16 protein-coding genes and 1 tRNA gene are annotated in these 15,958 nt (G+C 64.1%); 5 read left to right on the plus strand and 12 right to left on the minus strand.

Annotated elements, in window-relative coordinates:
- Positions 1-26 precede the first annotated feature (26 nt).
- Genes glp through ACGYK7_RS12715 form a run of 6 tightly spaced genes read right to left on the minus strand, consistent with a single transcriptional unit; the run spans position 27 to position 4,739 of the window.
- Entirely contained in the window at positions 27-1,199 is a 1,173-nt protein-coding gene (glp, locus tag ACGYK7_RS12690) for a gephyrin-like molybdotransferase Glp (protein WP_394402652.1), read from the minus strand.
- Entirely contained in the window at positions 1,196-1,669 is a 474-nt protein-coding gene (gene moaC, locus ACGYK7_RS12695) for a cyclic pyranopterin monophosphate synthase MoaC (protein ID WP_394402654.1), read from the minus strand. Before moaC ends, glp begins: the two co-directional genes overlap by 4 nt.
- The gene (trpC, locus tag ACGYK7_RS12700) at positions 1,669-2,481 is read right to left on the minus strand and encodes an indole-3-glycerol phosphate synthase TrpC (protein WP_394402655.1); all 813 of its coding nucleotides are present in this window, start codon (positions 2,479-2,481) and stop codon (positions 1,669-1,671) included. The genes moaC and trpC overlap by 1 nt, the downstream gene beginning before the upstream one ends.
- Before the next feature lie 7 nt (positions 2,482-2,488).
- Complete coding sequence (locus ACGYK7_RS12705) at positions 2,489-3,148, minus strand: uracil-DNA glycosylase (RefSeq protein WP_394402656.1); 660 nt, start codon at positions 3,146-3,148, stop codon at positions 2,489-2,491.
- Entirely contained in the window at positions 3,145-4,161 is a 1,017-nt protein-coding gene (gene trpD, locus ACGYK7_RS12710) for an anthranilate phosphoribosyltransferase (protein ID WP_394402658.1), read from the minus strand. Before trpD ends, ACGYK7_RS12705 begins: the two co-directional genes overlap by 4 nt.
- A complete protein-coding gene (locus tag ACGYK7_RS12715) occupies positions 4,158-4,739 on the minus strand; it encodes an anthranilate synthase component II (protein ID WP_394402659.1) in 582 nt (193 codons plus the stop codon). The genes trpD and ACGYK7_RS12715 overlap by 4 nt, the downstream gene beginning before the upstream one ends.
- Positions 4,740-4,905: 166 nt before the next feature.
- Between ACGYK7_RS12715 and ACGYK7_RS12720 the strand changes: the two genes are divergently transcribed.
- On the plus strand, positions 4,906-6,465 hold the full coding sequence (locus tag ACGYK7_RS12720; RefSeq protein WP_394402660.1) for a divergent polysaccharide deacetylase family protein: 1,560 nt from the start codon (positions 4,906-4,908) through the stop codon (positions 6,463-6,465).
- A gap of 24 nt (positions 6,466-6,489) precedes the next feature.
- Here ACGYK7_RS12720 and ACGYK7_RS12725 read toward each other — a convergent pair whose 3' ends face one another.
- Genes ACGYK7_RS12725 through fabI form a run of 6 tightly spaced genes read right to left on the minus strand, consistent with a single transcriptional unit; the run spans position 6,490 to position 13,554 of the window.
- Positions 6,490-7,530: a succinylglutamate desuccinylase/aspartoacylase family protein gene (locus tag ACGYK7_RS12725; RefSeq protein WP_394402661.1), complete on the minus strand. Its 1,041-nt coding sequence runs from the start codon at positions 7,528-7,530 to the stop codon at positions 6,490-6,492.
- Between the two features lie 2 nt (positions 7,531-7,532).
- A complete protein-coding gene (gene trpE / locus ACGYK7_RS12730) occupies positions 7,533-9,044 on the minus strand; it encodes an anthranilate synthase component I (RefSeq protein ID WP_394402663.1) in 1,512 nt (503 codons plus the stop codon).
- A 12-nt stretch (positions 9,045-9,056) separates the two neighbouring features.
- Positions 9,057-10,901 (minus strand): peptidyl-prolyl cis-trans isomerase, encoded by a 1,845-nt coding sequence (locus ACGYK7_RS12735; RefSeq protein ID WP_394402664.1) that lies wholly within the window; start codon positions 10,899-10,901, stop codon positions 9,057-9,059.
- Positions 10,902-10,931: 30 nt separating this feature from the next.
- Positions 10,932-12,113 carry an aminotransferase gene (locus ACGYK7_RS12740; RefSeq protein WP_394402665.1) on the minus strand — a complete coding sequence of 394 codons (1,182 nt, stop codon included), beginning with the start codon at positions 12,111-12,113 and terminating at the stop codon, positions 10,932-10,934.
- A 46-nt stretch (positions 12,114-12,159) separates the two neighbouring features.
- On the minus strand, positions 12,160-12,693 hold the full coding sequence (gene gpt, locus ACGYK7_RS12745) for a xanthine phosphoribosyltransferase (protein ID WP_067261592.1): 534 nt from the start codon (positions 12,691-12,693) through the stop codon (positions 12,160-12,162).
- Positions 12,694-12,747: 54 nt separating this feature from the next.
- The gene (fabI, locus tag ACGYK7_RS12750; RefSeq protein WP_067261594.1) at positions 12,748-13,554 is read right to left on the minus strand and encodes an enoyl-ACP reductase FabI; all 807 of its coding nucleotides are present in this window, start codon (positions 13,552-13,554) and stop codon (positions 12,748-12,750) included.
- Between the two features lie 248 nt (positions 13,555-13,802).
- On the opposite strand from fabI, the gene pdxH reads away from it, so the two are divergent.
- The 4 genes from pdxH (at position 13,803) to ACGYK7_RS12770 (ending at position 15,609) form a co-directional block, all read left to right on the plus strand.
- Entirely contained in the window at positions 13,803-14,408 is a 606-nt protein-coding gene (gene pdxH / locus ACGYK7_RS12755; protein ID WP_394402667.1) for a pyridoxamine 5'-phosphate oxidase, read from the plus strand.
- A 19-nt stretch (positions 14,409-14,427) separates the two neighbouring features.
- A complete protein-coding gene (locus ACGYK7_RS12760) occupies positions 14,428-14,973 on the plus strand; it encodes a cold shock domain-containing protein (protein ID WP_394402669.1) in 546 nt (181 codons plus the stop codon).
- 23 nt (positions 14,974-14,996) lie between these two features.
- Positions 14,997-15,455, plus strand: a complete 459-nt coding sequence (locus ACGYK7_RS12765) for a DUF192 domain-containing protein (protein WP_394402701.1) — start codon at positions 14,997-14,999, stop codon at positions 15,453-15,455.
- A 77-nt stretch (positions 15,456-15,532) separates the two neighbouring features.
- A tRNA-Pro gene (locus ACGYK7_RS12770) sits at positions 15,533-15,609 on the plus strand.
- The last annotated feature ends 349 nt before the right edge of the window (positions 15,610-15,958 follow it).

Consider the following 15,958-nt stretch of genomic DNA (forward strand, 5'->3'; position numbering starts at 1 on the left):
TGTTTTGTGTCAACCGTGGGTTGGCTCTAAATCAAGATGTACCTTTGCAAATCGCCCCCCTTACGGGCCGGTTCACCAGGAGGGCGGATCATCAGCGCATCGGCCTGCGCCAGCACGGAGAGAAGAGACGAATCCTGCCGGTCATCCGGATAGAGCGCGCCATCGCGGAGATGAGCGCGCATATAATGCGCGCGCGGCCCATTCGGGCCAATCTCGCGTCCAAGGGGGGCTTCGCGCATGGCAGCATGGACTTCGGTCAGCCCAAGCATCCGCCGGAGCATCGGCAACACGAAGATCGCACCGCAAACCATTGCAGAAACGGGGTTTCCCGGCAATCCGATCATTGCGGAATTGCCGATCTTGCCTGCCATCAACGGCTTGCCGGGGCGCATCGCGACCTTGTAAAAAGCCTGCTCCATGCCAAGCTCAGCCGCGACCGGCGCGATAAGGTCATGATCGCCCACCGAGGCGCCGCCGATGGTTACGATCAAATCCGCACCCCGGGCTAGTGCGAAGGCCTGTTTGAGCGAGGCTGTCGTGTCCCGCGCGATGGGCAGCATGCGCACTTCGGCGCCGGCGTCATCGAACATGGCGGCGAGGCCATAGCTGTTGGAGGCGATGATCTGGTCGGGGCCGGGGCTTTCACCCGGTTGCACCAATTCATCCCCCGTGGCGAGGATCGCGATGATAGGTTTGCGGGTGACGGGCACCCGTGCCACGTTCATCGCGGCGAGCAGGGCGACATCGGCGGGGCGCAGAATGCGCGGGGCGCTCAGTTCTTCGCCTTCGGTGAAGTCTCCGCCAGCAGGACGAATATTGTCTTTATCGTCAATACGATGGCCGAGAGTGACAAGGTCGCCGCGCCGGGTCACATCCTCTTGGATCACCACGAAATCAGCCCCTTCGGGCACCGGCGCGCCGGTGAAAATGCGCACGGCCTGTCCCGCCCGCAACGTGCCTGCGTAGGCGTGACCCGCCGCCGCTTCACCGACGACTTTGAACATCGCATCGGGTTCAACCTCGGCACGGCGCAGCGCATAGCCGTCCATTGATGAAGCGGCGAAAGGCGGTTGGCTGCGCTGCGCGCGCACGGGCTGCGACAAGATACGGCCATGGGCGGCCCGCAAGCCGACTTCTTCGGTTTCCAGAGGGGCAACGAGGTTCAGGACGGCTTCCAAAGCCGCTTCGACGCTGATCATGTCGCCTCGTAACGGCCTGATTTACCGCCATCTTTTAGAACGACCCGCGTGCCGCCAATCTCCATCGCCTTATCAACGGCTTTGGCCATGTCATAGACGGTAAGGGCGGTGACGGAGGCCGCAGTAAGGGCCTCCATCTCAACCCCGGTTTGGCCGGTGGTTTTGACGGTGGCGAGAATGCGGATGCCGGGCAGGGCGGGATCGGGGGTCAGATCGACGCTAACCTTGGTGATCGGCAAAGGATGGCAAAGCGGGATCAGGTCCGCCGTGCGTTTGGCCGCCATGATCCCGGCGAGCCTCGCGACCCCCAAGACGTCGCCCTTCTTGGCACGACCTTCAGTAATGATATCAAGCGTTTCCGGTGCCATCTTGATGTAGCTTTCGGCCTTGGCAACGCGTGAAGTCACGGCTTTCTCCGAAACATCGACCATATGGGCGTCGCCCTCGGCGTCGAAATGGGTGAGCGCCATTACATCCCTCCGGGAACGAGCGGGTTTGCCAGCAGATCGCGGGTGGCCTGTTCGACATCTTCCTGCCGCATCAGGCTTTCGCCGATAAGGAAGCAGCGCGCGCCGTAGACCGCCATATCGGCAAGATCCGTGGGGGTATAGAGGCCGGATTCACAGACCAGCATACGGTCGTGGGGGACGGCCTCGGACAGGTGACGTGTCACATCAAGAGAGGTCTCGAAAGTATTGAGATTGCGGTTATTAATGCCGATCATGCGGCTGTTGAGCTTTTCGGCCCGGGCCAGTTCCTCAGCGTCATGAACCTCGATCAGCGCGTCCATGCCCCATTCATCTGCGGCTTGTTCAAGTTCCGCGGCCTGCGCGTCAGAGACGGAGGCCATGATGATCAGGATGCAGTCGGCACCAAGGCTGCGCGCTTCGGCGACCTGATAGGGGTCGTAGAGGAAATCCTTGCGGAGTACCGGAAGATCGCATTCGGCGCGCGCTTCGACCAAGAACTCCTTCGCGCCCTGAAAACTCGGGGTGTCGGTAAGCACCGACAGGCAGGTCGCGCCACCTGCGGCATAGGCGCGGGCGAGGGCGGCAGGCTCAAAATCCTCGCGGATCAAACCCTTGGAAGGGCTTGCCTTTTTGATCTCGGCGATTAGGCCATAGCCTTCGCGGGAGGCCTTGTGCAAGCTCTGAGCGAAGGGGCGGACCGGTGGGGCGGCGCGGGCTGCGGCCTCAACTTCGGCCTGCGTTTTTTCGGCCTTGGCAGCGGCAATTTCGTCCAGCTTATAGGCTTTGATTTTTTCAAGAATTGTGGCGGTCATGGCATCCTCACGGCTTTGTCCAATGTATGCCGGGCTTGCCTTGGCCCTGCAACCAGTCATTCACGCGGCTGAAGGGGCGTGAGCCGAAGAAGCCGCGCCTTGCAGATAGGGGTGAAGGGTGCGGCGTCTCTATCTTGAGGTTGCGCGCCGGATCGACCTCTGCCGCCGCCTTTTGCGCATGCGCCCCCCAAAGCAGGTAGGCGCGGGGGCGATCAGACAGCCGGGCGAGCACCTGAGCGGTCAATCTTTGCCATCCGAGCCGCGCATGGCCATTCGCACAACCCGCCGGAACGGTCAGCACGTTGTTGAGCAACAGAACCCCTTGATCGGCCCAGAACCGCAGGTCTGGGTCTTGAGGTGATGCACCAAGATCGGCGTCTAACTCCTTGAAGATATTGCCAAGAGATCGGGGAGTGGGGCGCACATCCGGCTCGGCCGAGAAGGCATAGCCATGGGCGTGGCCGGGTGTCGGATAGGGGTCTTGGCCAAGGATCACAACCTCCACAGCCGAGGGTTGCACATGCTCAAGGGCGGCAAATATCTGCGGGCCGGGCGGTAGGATCAGCCTCGTTTCCGCAGCAAGTTGCTCGGCGATACGCGGCCAATCCTCGGCGAAAAAGGGCAGCTCGGCCCATGCGCCAAGGGCAGTGAGGCTGGGTGGCGTCATGCCGACTGGCTAATCCGCGCCACCTTTTCGATCCGGTCACGGGCCGCGCCGCTGTCGATGCTTTCGCGGGCCATCTCGACACCGGTTTTCAGATCGGGCGCCACATCGGCCACCACCAAGGCGGAGGCCGCGTTCAGCAGCACCGCATCGCGGTACCCCGATGGAACCCCATCGAGGAGCGCTTTGAAATGTTTGGTGTTTTCGGCAGGCTCGCCCCCTGCGATTGCCTCGAACGGATGGACCGGCAGGCCCGCATCCTCGGGGTGCAATTCGCGCAGGTTGACAACACCGTCTTCCAGTGCTGCGACCCAGCTGACACCGGTGATGGTCAACTCATCCGTGCCGTCCGAGCCGTGCACGAGCCATGCTTTTTCCGAACCAAGTTGTTTCAGCGTCAGCGCCATCGGTTCGATCAGCTGGCGCGTATAGGCGCCGGTCAGCTGCCGTTTGACCCCTGCCGGATTGGTCAGCGGGCCAAGGATGTTAAAGATCGTGCGGGTGCCAAGTTCGGACCGGGTCGGCATGACATGGGCGACGGCGGGGTGATGCATTGGCGCCATCATGAAACCGATGCCGGCTTCGGCCAATTCACGCTCGACCACCGCAGGGCCGACCATGACGTTGATCCCCAATTGCGACAGCGCGTCGGAGGCACCCGATTTCGAGCTGAGGTTGCGGTTGCCATGTTTCGCCACGACAGCGCCCGCGCCTGCAGCCACGAAGGCGGCGGCGGTCGAGATGTTCAGCGTGCCCTTGCCGTCACCGCCGGTGCCGACGATGTCGATCGCGCCTTCGGGCGCATGGACAGGGTTGCATTTGCTGCGCATGACCTGTGCCGCGGCGGCATATTCGGTGACCGTTTCGCCGCGCGTGCGCAGCGCCATGAGGAAGCCGCCGATCTGGCTGGGGGTCGCTTCGCCCTCGAACAGAATTTCAAAGGCCTCAATGGCCTGATCTGAGGACAGCGGCCCGTTTGCGGCGGCATCGAGCAGGGGTTTCAGCGCGCTACTCATGCCGGGACCTTCATCTCGTTCAAAAAGTTTTGCAGCAGGGCGTGGCCATGCTCGGACCGGATCGATTCCGGGTGGAATTGCACGCCGTGTAGCGGCAACTCGCGGTGTTGCAGCCCCATGATCGTGCCGTCCTCAAGCGCTGCGGTGATCTCAAGGCAATCGGGCAGGCTCGCGCGTTCGACCACCAGCGAGTGATAGCGCGTGGCCCCGAAGGGCGAGGGCAGCCCCGCGAAAACCCCGCGCCCGTCGTGCTGCATCTGCCCCAATTTGCCATGCACGATATCATCCGCGCGCACGACCTTACCGCCGAAGGCTTGGCCCAGCGTCTGATGGCCAAGGCAGACCCCCAGAAGCGGCACGCGCGCGGCGGCGGCGGCATGGGTCAGCTCTAGGCAAATTCCCGCTTGGTCGGGGTCACAAGGGCCGGGAGACAGCAGGATACCGGCGGGGTTCATCGCCATCGCTTCGCCCACGCTGAGCGCATCGTTGCGGTGCACCTGCACATCCGCCCCGAGGCTGCCCAGATAGTGGACCAAGTTATAGGTAAAGCTGTCGTAGTTATCGATGAGCAGCAGCACAGGCAGGCATTTCTTTGTATTAGGACTGGAGAAACCGCGCCGGAGCGCGGTATAGGTTTTCGCATACATGTTCAGGCTTGAACCCCATCGTCAAGAGTTTGGGGCAAGCCAATTGAGGGGAACGCCGGGCTTTCTGGCCATGGCGCAGACAGCAGGAGTAGCGCAGATGGCACGCGGAGTTCTGAGCGGGCTAATTTGGGGCGGTGTGGCAAGCATCGGTGTGGCCGGTGCGGTGTCGCTGATGATGCCTTTGCCGCTGCCGCCGCAGGTGGGCGATGCGCCCGGATCCGGCCCCGCCCCGGCGCGGATCAATGTGACGGACGCAGGCGAGCGGGCGCGCAGCCGCGATAGCGCGCCGGTGTTGAATGCCCCCGCGCCGCGCGCCGATGTGCCGCAGCAAGACAGCCTTGCCGCGCTCGACCCCGACACACAAACCTCGGCCAGCCTGCCGGAGACCGGGGGTGCCGAGGGGCTCAGCACCCCCGCGGCTCCCGAAGGGCAGACGCCGATGTCGCCCGGCGCGGAAGAGCCTGTGCTGCCCAATCCGCAGGCCGCAGCGCCGGATGCCCCGCCTGCGGCGGATGAGCTTTCGATCAGCACCGAACCCGCGCAGCCGCCCGCGCCGGATGTGGCGAATATCGAAGGAGCCTTTGACGCGCCTGAGGGCATGGCCGCACCGGAGGTCGACGAGGAGGAGGCGATCACCCTGCCAGCGGAGGAGGTCGTGATCGAAGAGCCGGAGGCTGAAGCCGGTGCGCTTGAAGACCTGCCTCGCGCTGAGGCGGAGGCCGCTGAAGCTGACCTGGCATCCCCGGCCCCTGAACCGGAGGCCACGGAAGCGGAGAGCCCCGCGCCGCGGGAAGAGGCGGAAGTTGCCGAAACCACTCCAGCGCCTGCTGAAACAGAAACCGACAGCCGCCCGGCCATCGGCACACCTGCGACCAGCCTGTCCGATCGGGCCACGGGCGTCGTGATCAACCGCCCCGGCGCAGAGGTGGCGGCAGAGCCCGCTGAAGCTGACGAAATCGTGAATGAAGACCCGCGCCCTGTGGTGGTCAACAGCCGCGCCGTTGACCTGCCCGAGGGCAAGCCGCTGATGAGCGTGGTGCTGATTGACGATGGCACCTCGGTCACCGCAGGCAGCGCCGGGTTGGCCGCGTTGCGCAGCTTTCCCTACCCGTTGAGTTTCGCCGTCGACAGCACCCTGCCGGACGCCGCCGCGCGGGTGGCAACCTACCGCGAGGCCGGGTTCGAGGTTTTGGCCATGGTTGACCTGCCGCAGGGCGCGCAGCCCCGCGACGCCGAGACCACATTCGCCGCCACGCTCGACCAGATCGGCCCGGTGGTAGGGGTGTTGGAAGGCACCGAAAGCGGCTTTCAGGGCAGCCGCGCGCTGGCCGATCAGGTGACCGATATCCTCGCCCAATCCGGCCACGGGCTGATCACGCAGGACAAGGGGCTGAACACCATGCCCAAGCTGGCGCGCAAGGCAGGTGTGCCCGCCGATCCGGTGTTTCGCGATTTCGACAGCAAGGACCAGTCGGCGCGGGTGATCCGGCGTTTTCTGGATCAAGCGGCCTTCAAAGCAGGGCAGGAGGGCGCGGTGATCATGCTGGGCCGCCTGCGCCCCGATACCGTCTCCGCCCTGTTGCTCTGGGGCTTGCAGGACCGCGCGAGCGATGTGGCTTTGGTCCCGATCTCGGCGGTGCTGCTGCGCGAGGAGTGACCCCGCGCAAAGCGCGCTTTGGCGCTAGATGATCTCGTCTTCGTCGAAGAGCGGGTCTTCTTCCAACTGACTGGCAAGTTCGTCCACCGTGGCCTCCGCCGCGCGGGGGCTGAGTTTGGCAAGATGAAAGATCGCATCGCCTTCGTTGACGATGGGCAGCATCGCCCGCCCGATGAGGATGCCGGGCGCATCGGCCAGAAGCTCGGCCTCCTCCTTGCCGAAAGGGTCCGAGACGATGGCCAGAAGATCGCCTGCGGCGACGGTTTCCCCCTCAGCCCGGAAGGTGCGCAACAGCCCGCCTGCCGGGGCGCGCAGCCAATGGGAAGCGGTGCAGATATAGGGCGCGCTGCGGGCGCGGGCGATGCCCTTGGCAGGCAGCATGTCTTGGCCGCGCATCACCCGCAGGATGCCCGCCAGACCCGCCCGCACGGCCATCTCGTCAAAGCGGAGCCCTTCGCCCGCCTCATACAGCAGGATCGGCGTGCCTTGTTTCGCGGCGACCGCGCGCAGCGACCCGTCGCGCAACGGGGAGGTCAGCACCACCGGCGCGCCGAAATCCAGCGCCATTTTCTGGGTCACCTTATCCGCCGGAGAGACGCGCACCTGCGGCAGGTTGGTGCGGTGGATCGCCGCCGAATGCAGATCAATGCCGAAGTCGCAGCGCAGCACCACCTCCTGCAGAAAGATATGCGCGAGCCGCGCGCCGAGGCTGCCGGTAGGCGAGCCAGGGAAACAGCGGTTCAGATCGCGCCGGTCAGGCAGGTAGCGCGAGCGGTTGAGGAAACCGAAGGAATTGACCACCGGCACCACGATCAGCGTCCCGCGCAGGGCGCTGAGGTGGGGGGCGCGCAGCAAGCGGCGCGTGATCTCAACGCCAATCACCTCATCGCCATGGACCGCCGCCGAGACGAACATCGTCGGCCCGGGCCGTTTGCCGTGGAAGATTTCCAGCGACAGATGCACCGGCGTGTGATCCGGCAGGATCGAGACGGGCAGATCGACGGCAAGGCTGCTGCCGGGGGCGACGGAATGGCCCGCGATCTGGAAGGGCGCGCGGGGGGCCATGGTCAGCCGTTGCCCTTGCCGCCGAAACGCGACGCATCCGCAGCCGCGCGGCGGATCGCGCCGGATTTGTGAACCGTCTCCATGAACTCGGCTTCGGGGTCGCTGTCATAGACCACGCCGCCGCCTGCTTGGATGTAGAGCGTTTCGTCCTTCACCACGGCGGTGCGCAGGGCGATGCACATGTCCATGTCGCCGCCCGCGCTGAAATAGCCCACGCCGCCGCCATAGACGCCGCGTTTCTCGGGCTCCAACTCGTCGATGATTTCCATCGCGCGGACTTTTGGCGCGCCCGAGACGGTGCCCGCGGGCATCCCGGCAAAGAAGGCATCGAGCGCGTCTTTACCCTCTTTCAACTCGCCCACCACATTGGAGACGATGTGCATGACGTGGCTGTAACGCTCGACGATGAACTCCTCCGTCGGGCGCACGCTGCCAATCTTGGCGACCCGGCCCACGTCGTTGCGGCCGAGATCGAGCAGCATCAGGTGCTCGGCCAATTCCTTGGGGTCGCTGAGCAAATCGGCTTCCAACGCGCGGTCCTCTTCCGGGGTGGCGCCGCGCTTGCGGGTGCCTGCGATGGGGCGGATGGTCACTTCGTTGCCGAAGACCCGGACGAGGATCTCGGGGCTGGCGCCCACCACATGGAAGCCGCCGAAGTTGAAGTAGAACATGAAGGGCGAGGGATTGGTGCGCCGCAGGCTGCGGTAGAGCGCGAAGGGCGGTTGGGTGAACCCTTGGGCCCACCGCTGGCTTGGCACCACCTGAAAGATATCGCCCGCCTTGATATAGTCGCGCGCCTTTTCCACGGCGGATTTATAGCCCTCGCGGGTGAAATTGCTGACCGGTTCCGGCGCGTCTTCCGCCTCTCCCAAATCGCGGGAGGTCTGCGGCATGGCGCGTTCCAGATCGCGCACGGCGTCCATCACCCGCTCGGCGGCTTGGGCATAGGCCGCGCGGGCGGTTTGGCCCTCGGAGACCCAAGCGGGGGAGACGATGGTCACCTCGCCTTTCACCCCGTCGAGCACAGCGACGACCGAAGGGCGCACCATCACGGCGTCGGGCAGGCCCAGAGGGTCGGGGTTCACATTGGGCAGATGTTCGACCAGCCGGATCATGTCATAGCCGAGGTAGCCGAAAAGGCCGGCGGCGGCTTGCGGCAGATCGTCGGGCAGGGTGATCCGCGATTCCGCGATCACGTCGCGCAGACGGTCCAGCGGATCACCGGGCATATCCTCGAAGGCGTCGGCATCATAGCGCGCCGCACGGTTGAGCGCAGAGGTCTCGCCCCGGCAGCGCCAGATCAAGTCGGGCTTCATGCCGATGATCGAATACCGCCCGCGCACATCCCCGCCGGTGACGGATTCAAGCACAAAGGCATTCTCCGCCGCGCCGGTGAGTTTCAGCATCAAGGACACGGGCGTGTCGAGATCGGCAGCAAGGCGGGTGTAGACGATCTGGTTTTCGCCCGCCTCATAGGCGCGGGCGAAACTATCGAAATCCGGGGTCAGGGCCATCAAATTTGCCTATCAGGGAAAGTTCACATGCACGGCATTGATCGCGCGCTGGTCGATCTGGGGATCGGCGTCGCGCATGACGGCATTGCTGTAGATATCGAAAAGACCTTGGGCCAGCGCCTGATCCAACTGCTGCGACAGGCGGTCCATCAGCGCTTGGGTCTGCTCGTCTTCGCCCGCCGGTGTCACGGCATCAAGGCGCAGAACCACGACGCTATCGCCTGCGGGCAGAACGGCCACACCGCCTTCGGCGAGGTCAAAGACCTGATCCATGAAGTCGTCCGGCGTGCCGTCTACATAGGAGCTGCGGGTCATGCCTTCGCCAAGCTGCGGCGTGAGACCGGCGGTCTCGAACCCTCCTTCGTCGGCCAGCGTCTCGGTCAGGCTCTCGGCCTTCTCGGTCAGCGCCTCGACGATCTGGGCGTCGCGCCATGCGGCCTCGACCGCGTCGCGCGCCGCTTCGAAAGGTTCGGGGCGCGCGTCCTTGGTTTCATCCAGACGCATGGCAAAGATGCCGCCGTCTTCCAGCTGGTCGATCTGCGGGAAGTCATTCGCGCTCAGCCCCGCTGCGGCCTCGCGGAAGGCACCATAGGCGGCGATGCCCTCGCTGCTGTCTTGGGTCCAGTCGATGGTGCCGAGGCGCATTTTGGTCTCTTCGGCCAAATCTTCGAGCGTGGCCCCCCCGGCAAGCTGGTCGTCAATCTCTTGCGCGCGGGCTTCGACGGCGCGGGTGGCGCGAGAGATGGCGAGGGTCTCTTCCAGCAGGTCACGGGCCTCTTCGAACGGCACATGCTGCGCGGGGAGGATGGCGTTCACGCGAAACAGGGCCGGCCCAAGCGTGCTGGGCAGCGGACCTACGATGTCACCGCTTTCGGCGGCAAAGACGGCATCGCCTGCGGCATCGAGGTCGGATTTCGCAACATCGCCCAGATCGACATCCGCCAAGGCCAAGCCGCGCTCTTCAACCAGCGCTTCGAAAGTTGTGCCGTCGACCTCAAGCGCTGCGGCGGCGCGGTCTGCGGCCTCCTGATCGGCAAAGACCAGACGTTCGACCAAACGCCGCTCGGGCTGGTCGTATTCGTCGCTGCGGGCGTCATATTCGGCGCGCAGTTCTTCTTCGGGCACTTCGACTTCGTCCAGCAGGTCTTCGGGCGCGAGCCATGCGTAGGTGATGCTTTTGCTGGCGGGCAACATGAAATCATCGGTGTTGGCGTCGTAATAGGCGCGCAATTCGTCTTCGCTGGGGGCGGGCAGGGGCGCGTCGAGGTCATCCTCGCTCAGCCGGGCCCAAGTGAAGCTGCGCTCTTCGGCGACATAGTCGACCAGAGTGCGGGCATAGGTGTCGGGCATGGAGACGCCGCCCAGAATGGCGCGTTGCAACAGACCACGCGCGGCTTCTTCGCGGATTGAGCGCTCGAACTCGGCCTCGCTCATCCCGCTTTGCTGGAGGGCAAAGCGATAGCCTTCGCGGTCAAAGTTACCGTCGATCCCTTGGAAGGCCGAGATCGCCACGATCTCATCGCGCAGGGTGGCGTCCCCGATGGAGATGCCCATCTGGTCGGCTTCGTGATCCAGCGCTCGGTTGCGCACGATCCGTTGCAGCACGGCGCGGTCCAGCCCCATCTCTTGGGCGCGGGCAAAGGGCAGGCTCTCACCCGTCTGCGCTTCGATCGCGCGGATCTCCTGCTGCAATTGGCGGGCGTAATGATCGACCGAGATCGACTTGTCGCCCACCGTGCCGATGCTGCGCAGATTGCCGCTGAGATTGATCGCGCCAAAGCCGCCCAGACCCAGGATGAGAAGGGCCATCAAGGCCCAGACGGCGGTTTTCGAAAAGCTGAAGCCCTTTTTGGCCATGACACGGTCCCTCGTTAATTTCGGACCTGTCTATGCGTTGCGTGGCAGGGCTGCAAGCCTGTCGAAAAGCACCTTCAGACCGGCGGCGTCGAGGTTGGCAAAGGCGATGCGCAGCTGGCTTTCACCGCGCGCGTCGCCCTCAGGTTGGAACATCGTGCCGGGCAGGCAAAGCACACCCGCATCGCGTACCAGATCGCGCGCCAGATCGGCCGAGGAGACCTCGAAGGGATGGCGCATATAGGCGAAATAGCCGCCCAACCCCAGAAGCTCCCAGCCCAGGGGTTCGAGCTTGGGCATCAGGTCGGCGATGGCGGCGCGGCGCGACAGGATTTCCTCGCGCTCTTCGGCCAACCATGCGCTGAGGTTCTGCATCCCCCAGAGCGCGCCGTGCTGGCCGATCTGCGCGGGGCAGATGGCGACGGTGTCGAGGAACTTCTCGACCTCGGCGAGCCGTGCGCGGCTGGCAATCAGCGCCCCGACGCGGTGGCCGGTGAGGCGGTAGGCCTTGGAAAAGGAATAGAGGTGGATGAGCGTGTCATGCCAATCGGGATCGCGGAACAGCGCGTGTGGCGGGCCGGGGCGGCTGTGAAAATCGCGGTAGGTCTCGTCAAGGATCAGCGCGATACCGTGGCGGCGGGCAAGCTCGAAGAATTCCTGTACGAGGGCGGCTGAATATTCCACCCCACCGGGGTTGTTGGGCGTGACCAGCGCGATGGCCCGGGTGCGCGGGGTGATGGAAGCGGCGGCTTTCTCGGGGTCGGGCAACATATCGGCCTCGACCGGCAGCGGCACCGCTTTGACGCCGCTCATGTCGAGCCACATCTTGTGATTGAAGTACCACGGCGTCGGGATGATGACCTCGTCACCCTCGCCGCAGAGCGTGGCGATGGCGGCGGCGAAGGCCTGATTGCAGCCGGAGGTGATGCAGACCTGTTCGTCGGTCACCACGCCCGCGTATTTCTCGGCCGTCTGTCGCGCCAGTTCGGCGCGCAACTCCGGCAGGCCCAGCACCGGCCCATAGAGATGGGCCTCGTAATTGTTCAGCGTGACCTCGGCCATCGCCCGGCGCAGCCCCTCGGGGGGCGGATCGACCGGCGCGGCCTGGCTCACGTTGATCAGCGGGCGGTCGGGCGCGAAGTCGACGCCGTCGAGCCAGCGCCGCGCCTCCATCACCGGGGGGAAGAACGTGGTGGCGGTGCGCGGAAGCGTCATGGGTATATCCGGTCAGATAGGGGCAGGGCAGGTGGCGCGGGGCCGGTCAGTCCTTGCCGCGGTAAGGTTCGACATATTGCAGGGCCATGTCCCAGGGGAAGAAAATCCATGTGTCCTGGCTCACGCCGGTGATGAAGGTATCGACCTGCGGCTCGCCCTCGGGCTTGGCATAGACGGTGGCGAAATGCGCCTGCGGGTAAAGCTCGCGCACCAGTTCGATGGTCTTGCCGCTGTCGACGAGGTCGTCGACGATCAGGATGCCGGTGCCGTCGCCCATCATCTCGGCATCGGGGGATTTCAGCACCTTCGCCTCGCGGCGCTGGTCGGCGGCGCCGCCGCCCGAGTGGTAGGACATGACCGAGATCGTGTCGACGGTGCGGATGTCGAGCTCGCGCGCGACGATCATCGCAGGCGCCATGCCACCGCGGGTGATCGCCACCACCGCACGCCAGGCGCCGTCGTCGGGGCCCAGACCATCGAGCCGCCAGGCAAGCGCGCGGCTGTCACGGTGGATCTGATCCCAGGAGATGTGGAAGCCCTTTTCATGGGGCAGGCGCGAGGCATCCTTGGATTTGGTCATGGTGGTCCTTTGCAGCAGCTGGCGCGGGCACCCGCGCGAATTCATTTGGGCGGCTTATTCCTTGGACATGTCGGGCGCGTCAACCGCCTTCATGCCGACGACGTGATAGCCCGCGTCCACATGCAGGTTCTCGCCCGTGGTGCCGCTGCCCAGATCCGACAGCAAAAACAGCGCGGCCTTGCCCACGTCCTCGGTGGTCACGTTGCGGCGCAGGGGCGAGTTATACTCGTTCCATTTCATGATGTAGCGGAAGTCGCCGATGCCCGAGGCCGCCAGCGTCTTGATCGGCCCGGCGGAGATCGCGTTGACGCGGATGCCGTCCTTGCCAAGGTCTTCGGCGAGGTATTTTACGCTCGCCTCAAGTGCGGCCTTGGCCACACCCATGACGTTGTAATGCGGCATCACCTTCTCGGCGCCGTAGTAGGTCAGCGTCAGCGCGCTGGCGCCGGGCGACATCATCTTCTCCGCGCGTTGCATCACTGCGGTGAAGGAATAGACCGAGATGTCCATCGACATGGCGAAATTGCCGCGGCTGGTGTCGACATAGCGCCCGCGCAGCTCGCCCTTGTCGGAAAAGCCGATGGCGTGAACGATGAAATCGAGCTCACCCCAACGCTCTTTCAGGCTCTCAAAGAGTGCGTCAATGGATGCCTCATCGCCCACATCGCAGGGCAGGACGATATCGCTGCCAAGCTGCTCGGCCAACGGGCCTACGCGTTTCTTCAGCGCTTCGCCTTGGTAGGAAAAAGCAAGCTCCGCCCCCGCGTCGGCCAGTGCTTTGGCCACGCCCCATGCGATGGATTTGTCATTCGCCAGCCCCATGATGAGCCCGCGCTTGCCCTGCATCAGTTCGTTTCCCATTCCGCTGCCTTGTCTATGTTCTTGTCTATGTTCCGTTGAGGTTGTCTTGGTCTAGGCGATTGCAGCGCTACCATCAAGACTGCACTGGCGCCTTACCCCTCGGGATCTGGCATTAGATCGGCGGCTAACTGTCGGAAATCGGGTGAGGTTGTCCTTTGAGTTGCCGGTTGTTAACAAATGCCATACCGAAGAGATCGGACCCCGGCGTAGAACCGGTGACAGGCAAAGCACTCTGAAGGAGATGCCGAATGGAAACGCGGACTGGTATTTTTGCAGGGGATAATCCCTTTGCAATTGCGCAGCGTTGGCTTTCCGAAGCAGAGGCGACCGAGCTTAACGATCCTAACGCCATCGCGCTCAGCACGGTAGATTCGCAAGGGCTGCCCAACGCCCGCATGGTGCTGCTGAAAGAGATCGAGCCAGAGGCTTTTGTCTTTTATACCAATTACGAAAGCCAGAAGGCGCAGGAACTGGACCGCGCGGGCAAGGCGGCTTTTGTCATGCATTGGAAATCGCTGTGCCGCCAACTGCGGGTGCGCGGGTTGATCAGCCGGGAGGACGGGCCGCAGGCCGATGCCTATTACGCCTCGCGCTCGCTTAAAAGCCGTCTGGGGGCTTGGGCCTCGCGCCAGTCGCAGCCGCTTTCGGGCCGCGCTGCGCTGATGGCCGAGGTGGCCAAGGTGACGGCGCAGAAGGGGGTGAACCCTGAGCGTCCGCCGTTCTGGGGCGGCTACCGGATCACCCCGCTGGAAATTGAATTCTGGGCCGATGGCGAGTTTCGCTTGCACGACCGTTTCCAGTGGCGGCGCGCAGATGTCGCGGCACCCTGGGCCGTGACCCGGCTCAACCCTTGATCTGACGGCGCGATACCCGATGAAAGATGTGTCAGAGACCCAATCGGAAACAGCAGCGATAGACGACCCTCTCGAAGGGGTGGTCAAATGGTTCGATCCGGTCAAGGGCTTCGGCTTTGTGGTCGCGGATGCGGGCGGGGCGGACATCCTGCTGCACGTCAATGTCCTGCGCAATTTCGGCCAAAGCTCTGTCGCGGATGGGGCGCGGGTGGCGGTGCGGGTGCAACAGACCGAGCGCGGTGCGCAGGCGGTCGAGGTGCTCTCTGTCGAGCCGCCCAGTGAACTGCCCGCCGCCGTGGTGGAATTCGCCGGTTTCGATCCCGAGCAACTGGCCTCGGCCCAATTTGAGCCCGCCCGCGTGAAATGGTTCGACAAGGCCAAGGGATTCGGGTTTGCAAATGTCTTTGGCTGCGCGGAAGATGTGTTTCTGCATATCGACGTGCTGCGCCAATCCGGACTTTGTGATTTGCAACCGGGCGAAGCACTTGCCATGCGTGTGATTGTTGGCGATCGGGGCCATCTGGCGGCGGAGGTAAGCTCATGGGACGCGGTGATAGACGGCTGAAGGTCGGGCGACTGGCAAGGCATATGGCAGGGGCGGCACTGGCTGGCTTGCTGCTGACCGGCGCGGCGGTGGCCGAGGTTTGCCGGGCGGATTCCGTGACGCTTCGCGGGGCGTGGGGCAAGGCCCGGTTCTCTGTCGAAGTGGCCGATGACACGGCGGAACGCGCCAAGGGGCTGATGCACCGCCGTTCACTACCATTGAGCGCGGGCATGCTCTTTATCTACGAAAGACCCCAGCCGCTGAATTTCTGGATGCGCAACACGTTGATCCCGCTGGATCTGCTGTTCATCGACGAAAGGGGAGTGGTTCAAAAGATCCATCACTCCGCCAAACCGCTGGACGAAACACCGATCCCGGGCGGCGACGATTTGCTGTCGGTGCTGGAGATCAACGGCGGCCTGTCGAAACGCCTTGGGATCACCGAAGGCAGCGAAATCCGCCATCCGGCCTTTGCCAGCAACACCCCGGCTTGGCCCTGCTAAAGACTTCGCGGATTTTCCGATTTTCAGGTCAATCGGGGCTTTTCAATTGGTGGGGTTATGGCTAAAGAAGCCCCAGTCGGAGCGTGGCGCAGCCTGGTAGCGCACCTGTTTTGGGTACAGGGGGTCGGAGGTTCGAATCCTCTCGCTCCGACCACTTTCTTCCAACGTTGATGATGTCGCGTTTCTCCTATTGGTTGAGGCGCGTCCGGCGATTCATCCGAATTCTGCACAAGATATTGTAGCTGCTGCCGCCGCATTGGCAGATTTGCGCCCGCGCGCGCCAATATCGTGATGATTCTGCCGCGGTTCTAGGCGCTGGCGTCGGACAGGGGCGTTGGGCCGGGTGACCGTGACACAGAGGTCACCTCCGGCGGCCTGTCGCCCGGCGGGCGGTCTTGGGCTGTGGATGAATTAAACCATTTTTCCAAACACCTCCGCTAACCCGGCCCCTGCAATGGATTATTTTCAGGGCCGCCTGCCAGTCGGAGCTGCGGGTATCTTTG

This window comes from Sulfitobacter sp. 1A15299, assembly GCF_043556915.1.
In the GTDB taxonomy this organism is placed as follows: domain Bacteria; phylum Pseudomonadota; class Alphaproteobacteria; order Rhodobacterales; family Rhodobacteraceae; genus Sulfitobacter.

Bases quoted from the DNA above. Each gene is read 5' to 3' on its own strand.
- ACGYK7_RS12705 (WP_394402656.1), bottom strand. From the start codon at position 3,148: ATGACGCCACCCAGCCTCACTGCCCTTGGCGCATGGGCCGAGCTGCCC.
- pdxH (WP_394402667.1), top strand. From the start codon at position 13,803: ATGGAAACGCGGACTGGTATTTTTGCAGGGGATAATCCCTTTGCAATT.
- trpD (WP_394402658.1), bottom strand. From the start codon at position 4,161: ATGAGTAGCGCGCTGAAACCCCTGCTCGATGCCGCCGCAAACGGGCCG.
- ACGYK7_RS12760 (WP_394402669.1), top strand. From the start codon at position 14,428: ATGAAAGATGTGTCAGAGACCCAATCGGAAACAGCAGCGATAGACGAC.
- ACGYK7_RS12720 (WP_394402660.1), top strand. From the start codon at position 4,906: ATGGCACGCGGAGTTCTGAGCGGGCTAATTTGGGGCGGTGTGGCAAGC.
- ACGYK7_RS12765 (WP_394402701.1), top strand. From the start codon at position 14,997: ATGGCAGGGGCGGCACTGGCTGGCTTGCTGCTGACCGGCGCGGCGGTG.
- trpC (WP_394402655.1), bottom strand. From the start codon at position 2,481: ATGACCGCCACAATTCTTGAAAAAATCAAAGCCTATAAGCTGGACGAA.
- moaC (WP_394402654.1), bottom strand. From the start codon at position 1,669: ATGGCGCTCACCCATTTCGACGCCGAGGGCGACGCCCATATGGTCGAT.
- trpE (WP_394402663.1), bottom strand. From the start codon at position 9,044: ATGGCCCTGACCCCGGATTTCGATAGTTTCGCCCGCGCCTATGAGGCG.
- fabI (WP_067261594.1), bottom strand. From the start codon at position 13,554: ATGGGAAACGAACTGATGCAGGGCAAGCGCGGGCTCATCATGGGGCTG.
- ACGYK7_RS12735 (WP_394402664.1), bottom strand. From the start codon at position 10,901: ATGGCCAAAAAGGGCTTCAGCTTTTCGAAAACCGCCGTCTGGGCCTTG.
- gpt (WP_067261592.1), bottom strand. From the start codon at position 12,693: ATGACCAAATCCAAGGATGCCTCGCGCCTGCCCCATGAAAAGGGCTTC.
- glp (WP_394402652.1), bottom strand. From the start codon at position 1,199: ATGATCAGCGTCGAAGCGGCTTTGGAAGCCGTCCTGAACCTCGTTGCC.
- ACGYK7_RS12740 (WP_394402665.1), bottom strand. From the start codon at position 12,113: ATGACGCTTCCGCGCACCGCCACCACGTTCTTCCCCCCGGTGATGGAG.
- ACGYK7_RS12725 (WP_394402661.1), bottom strand. From the start codon at position 7,530: ATGGCCCCCCGCGCGCCCTTCCAGATCGCGGGCCATTCCGTCGCCCCC.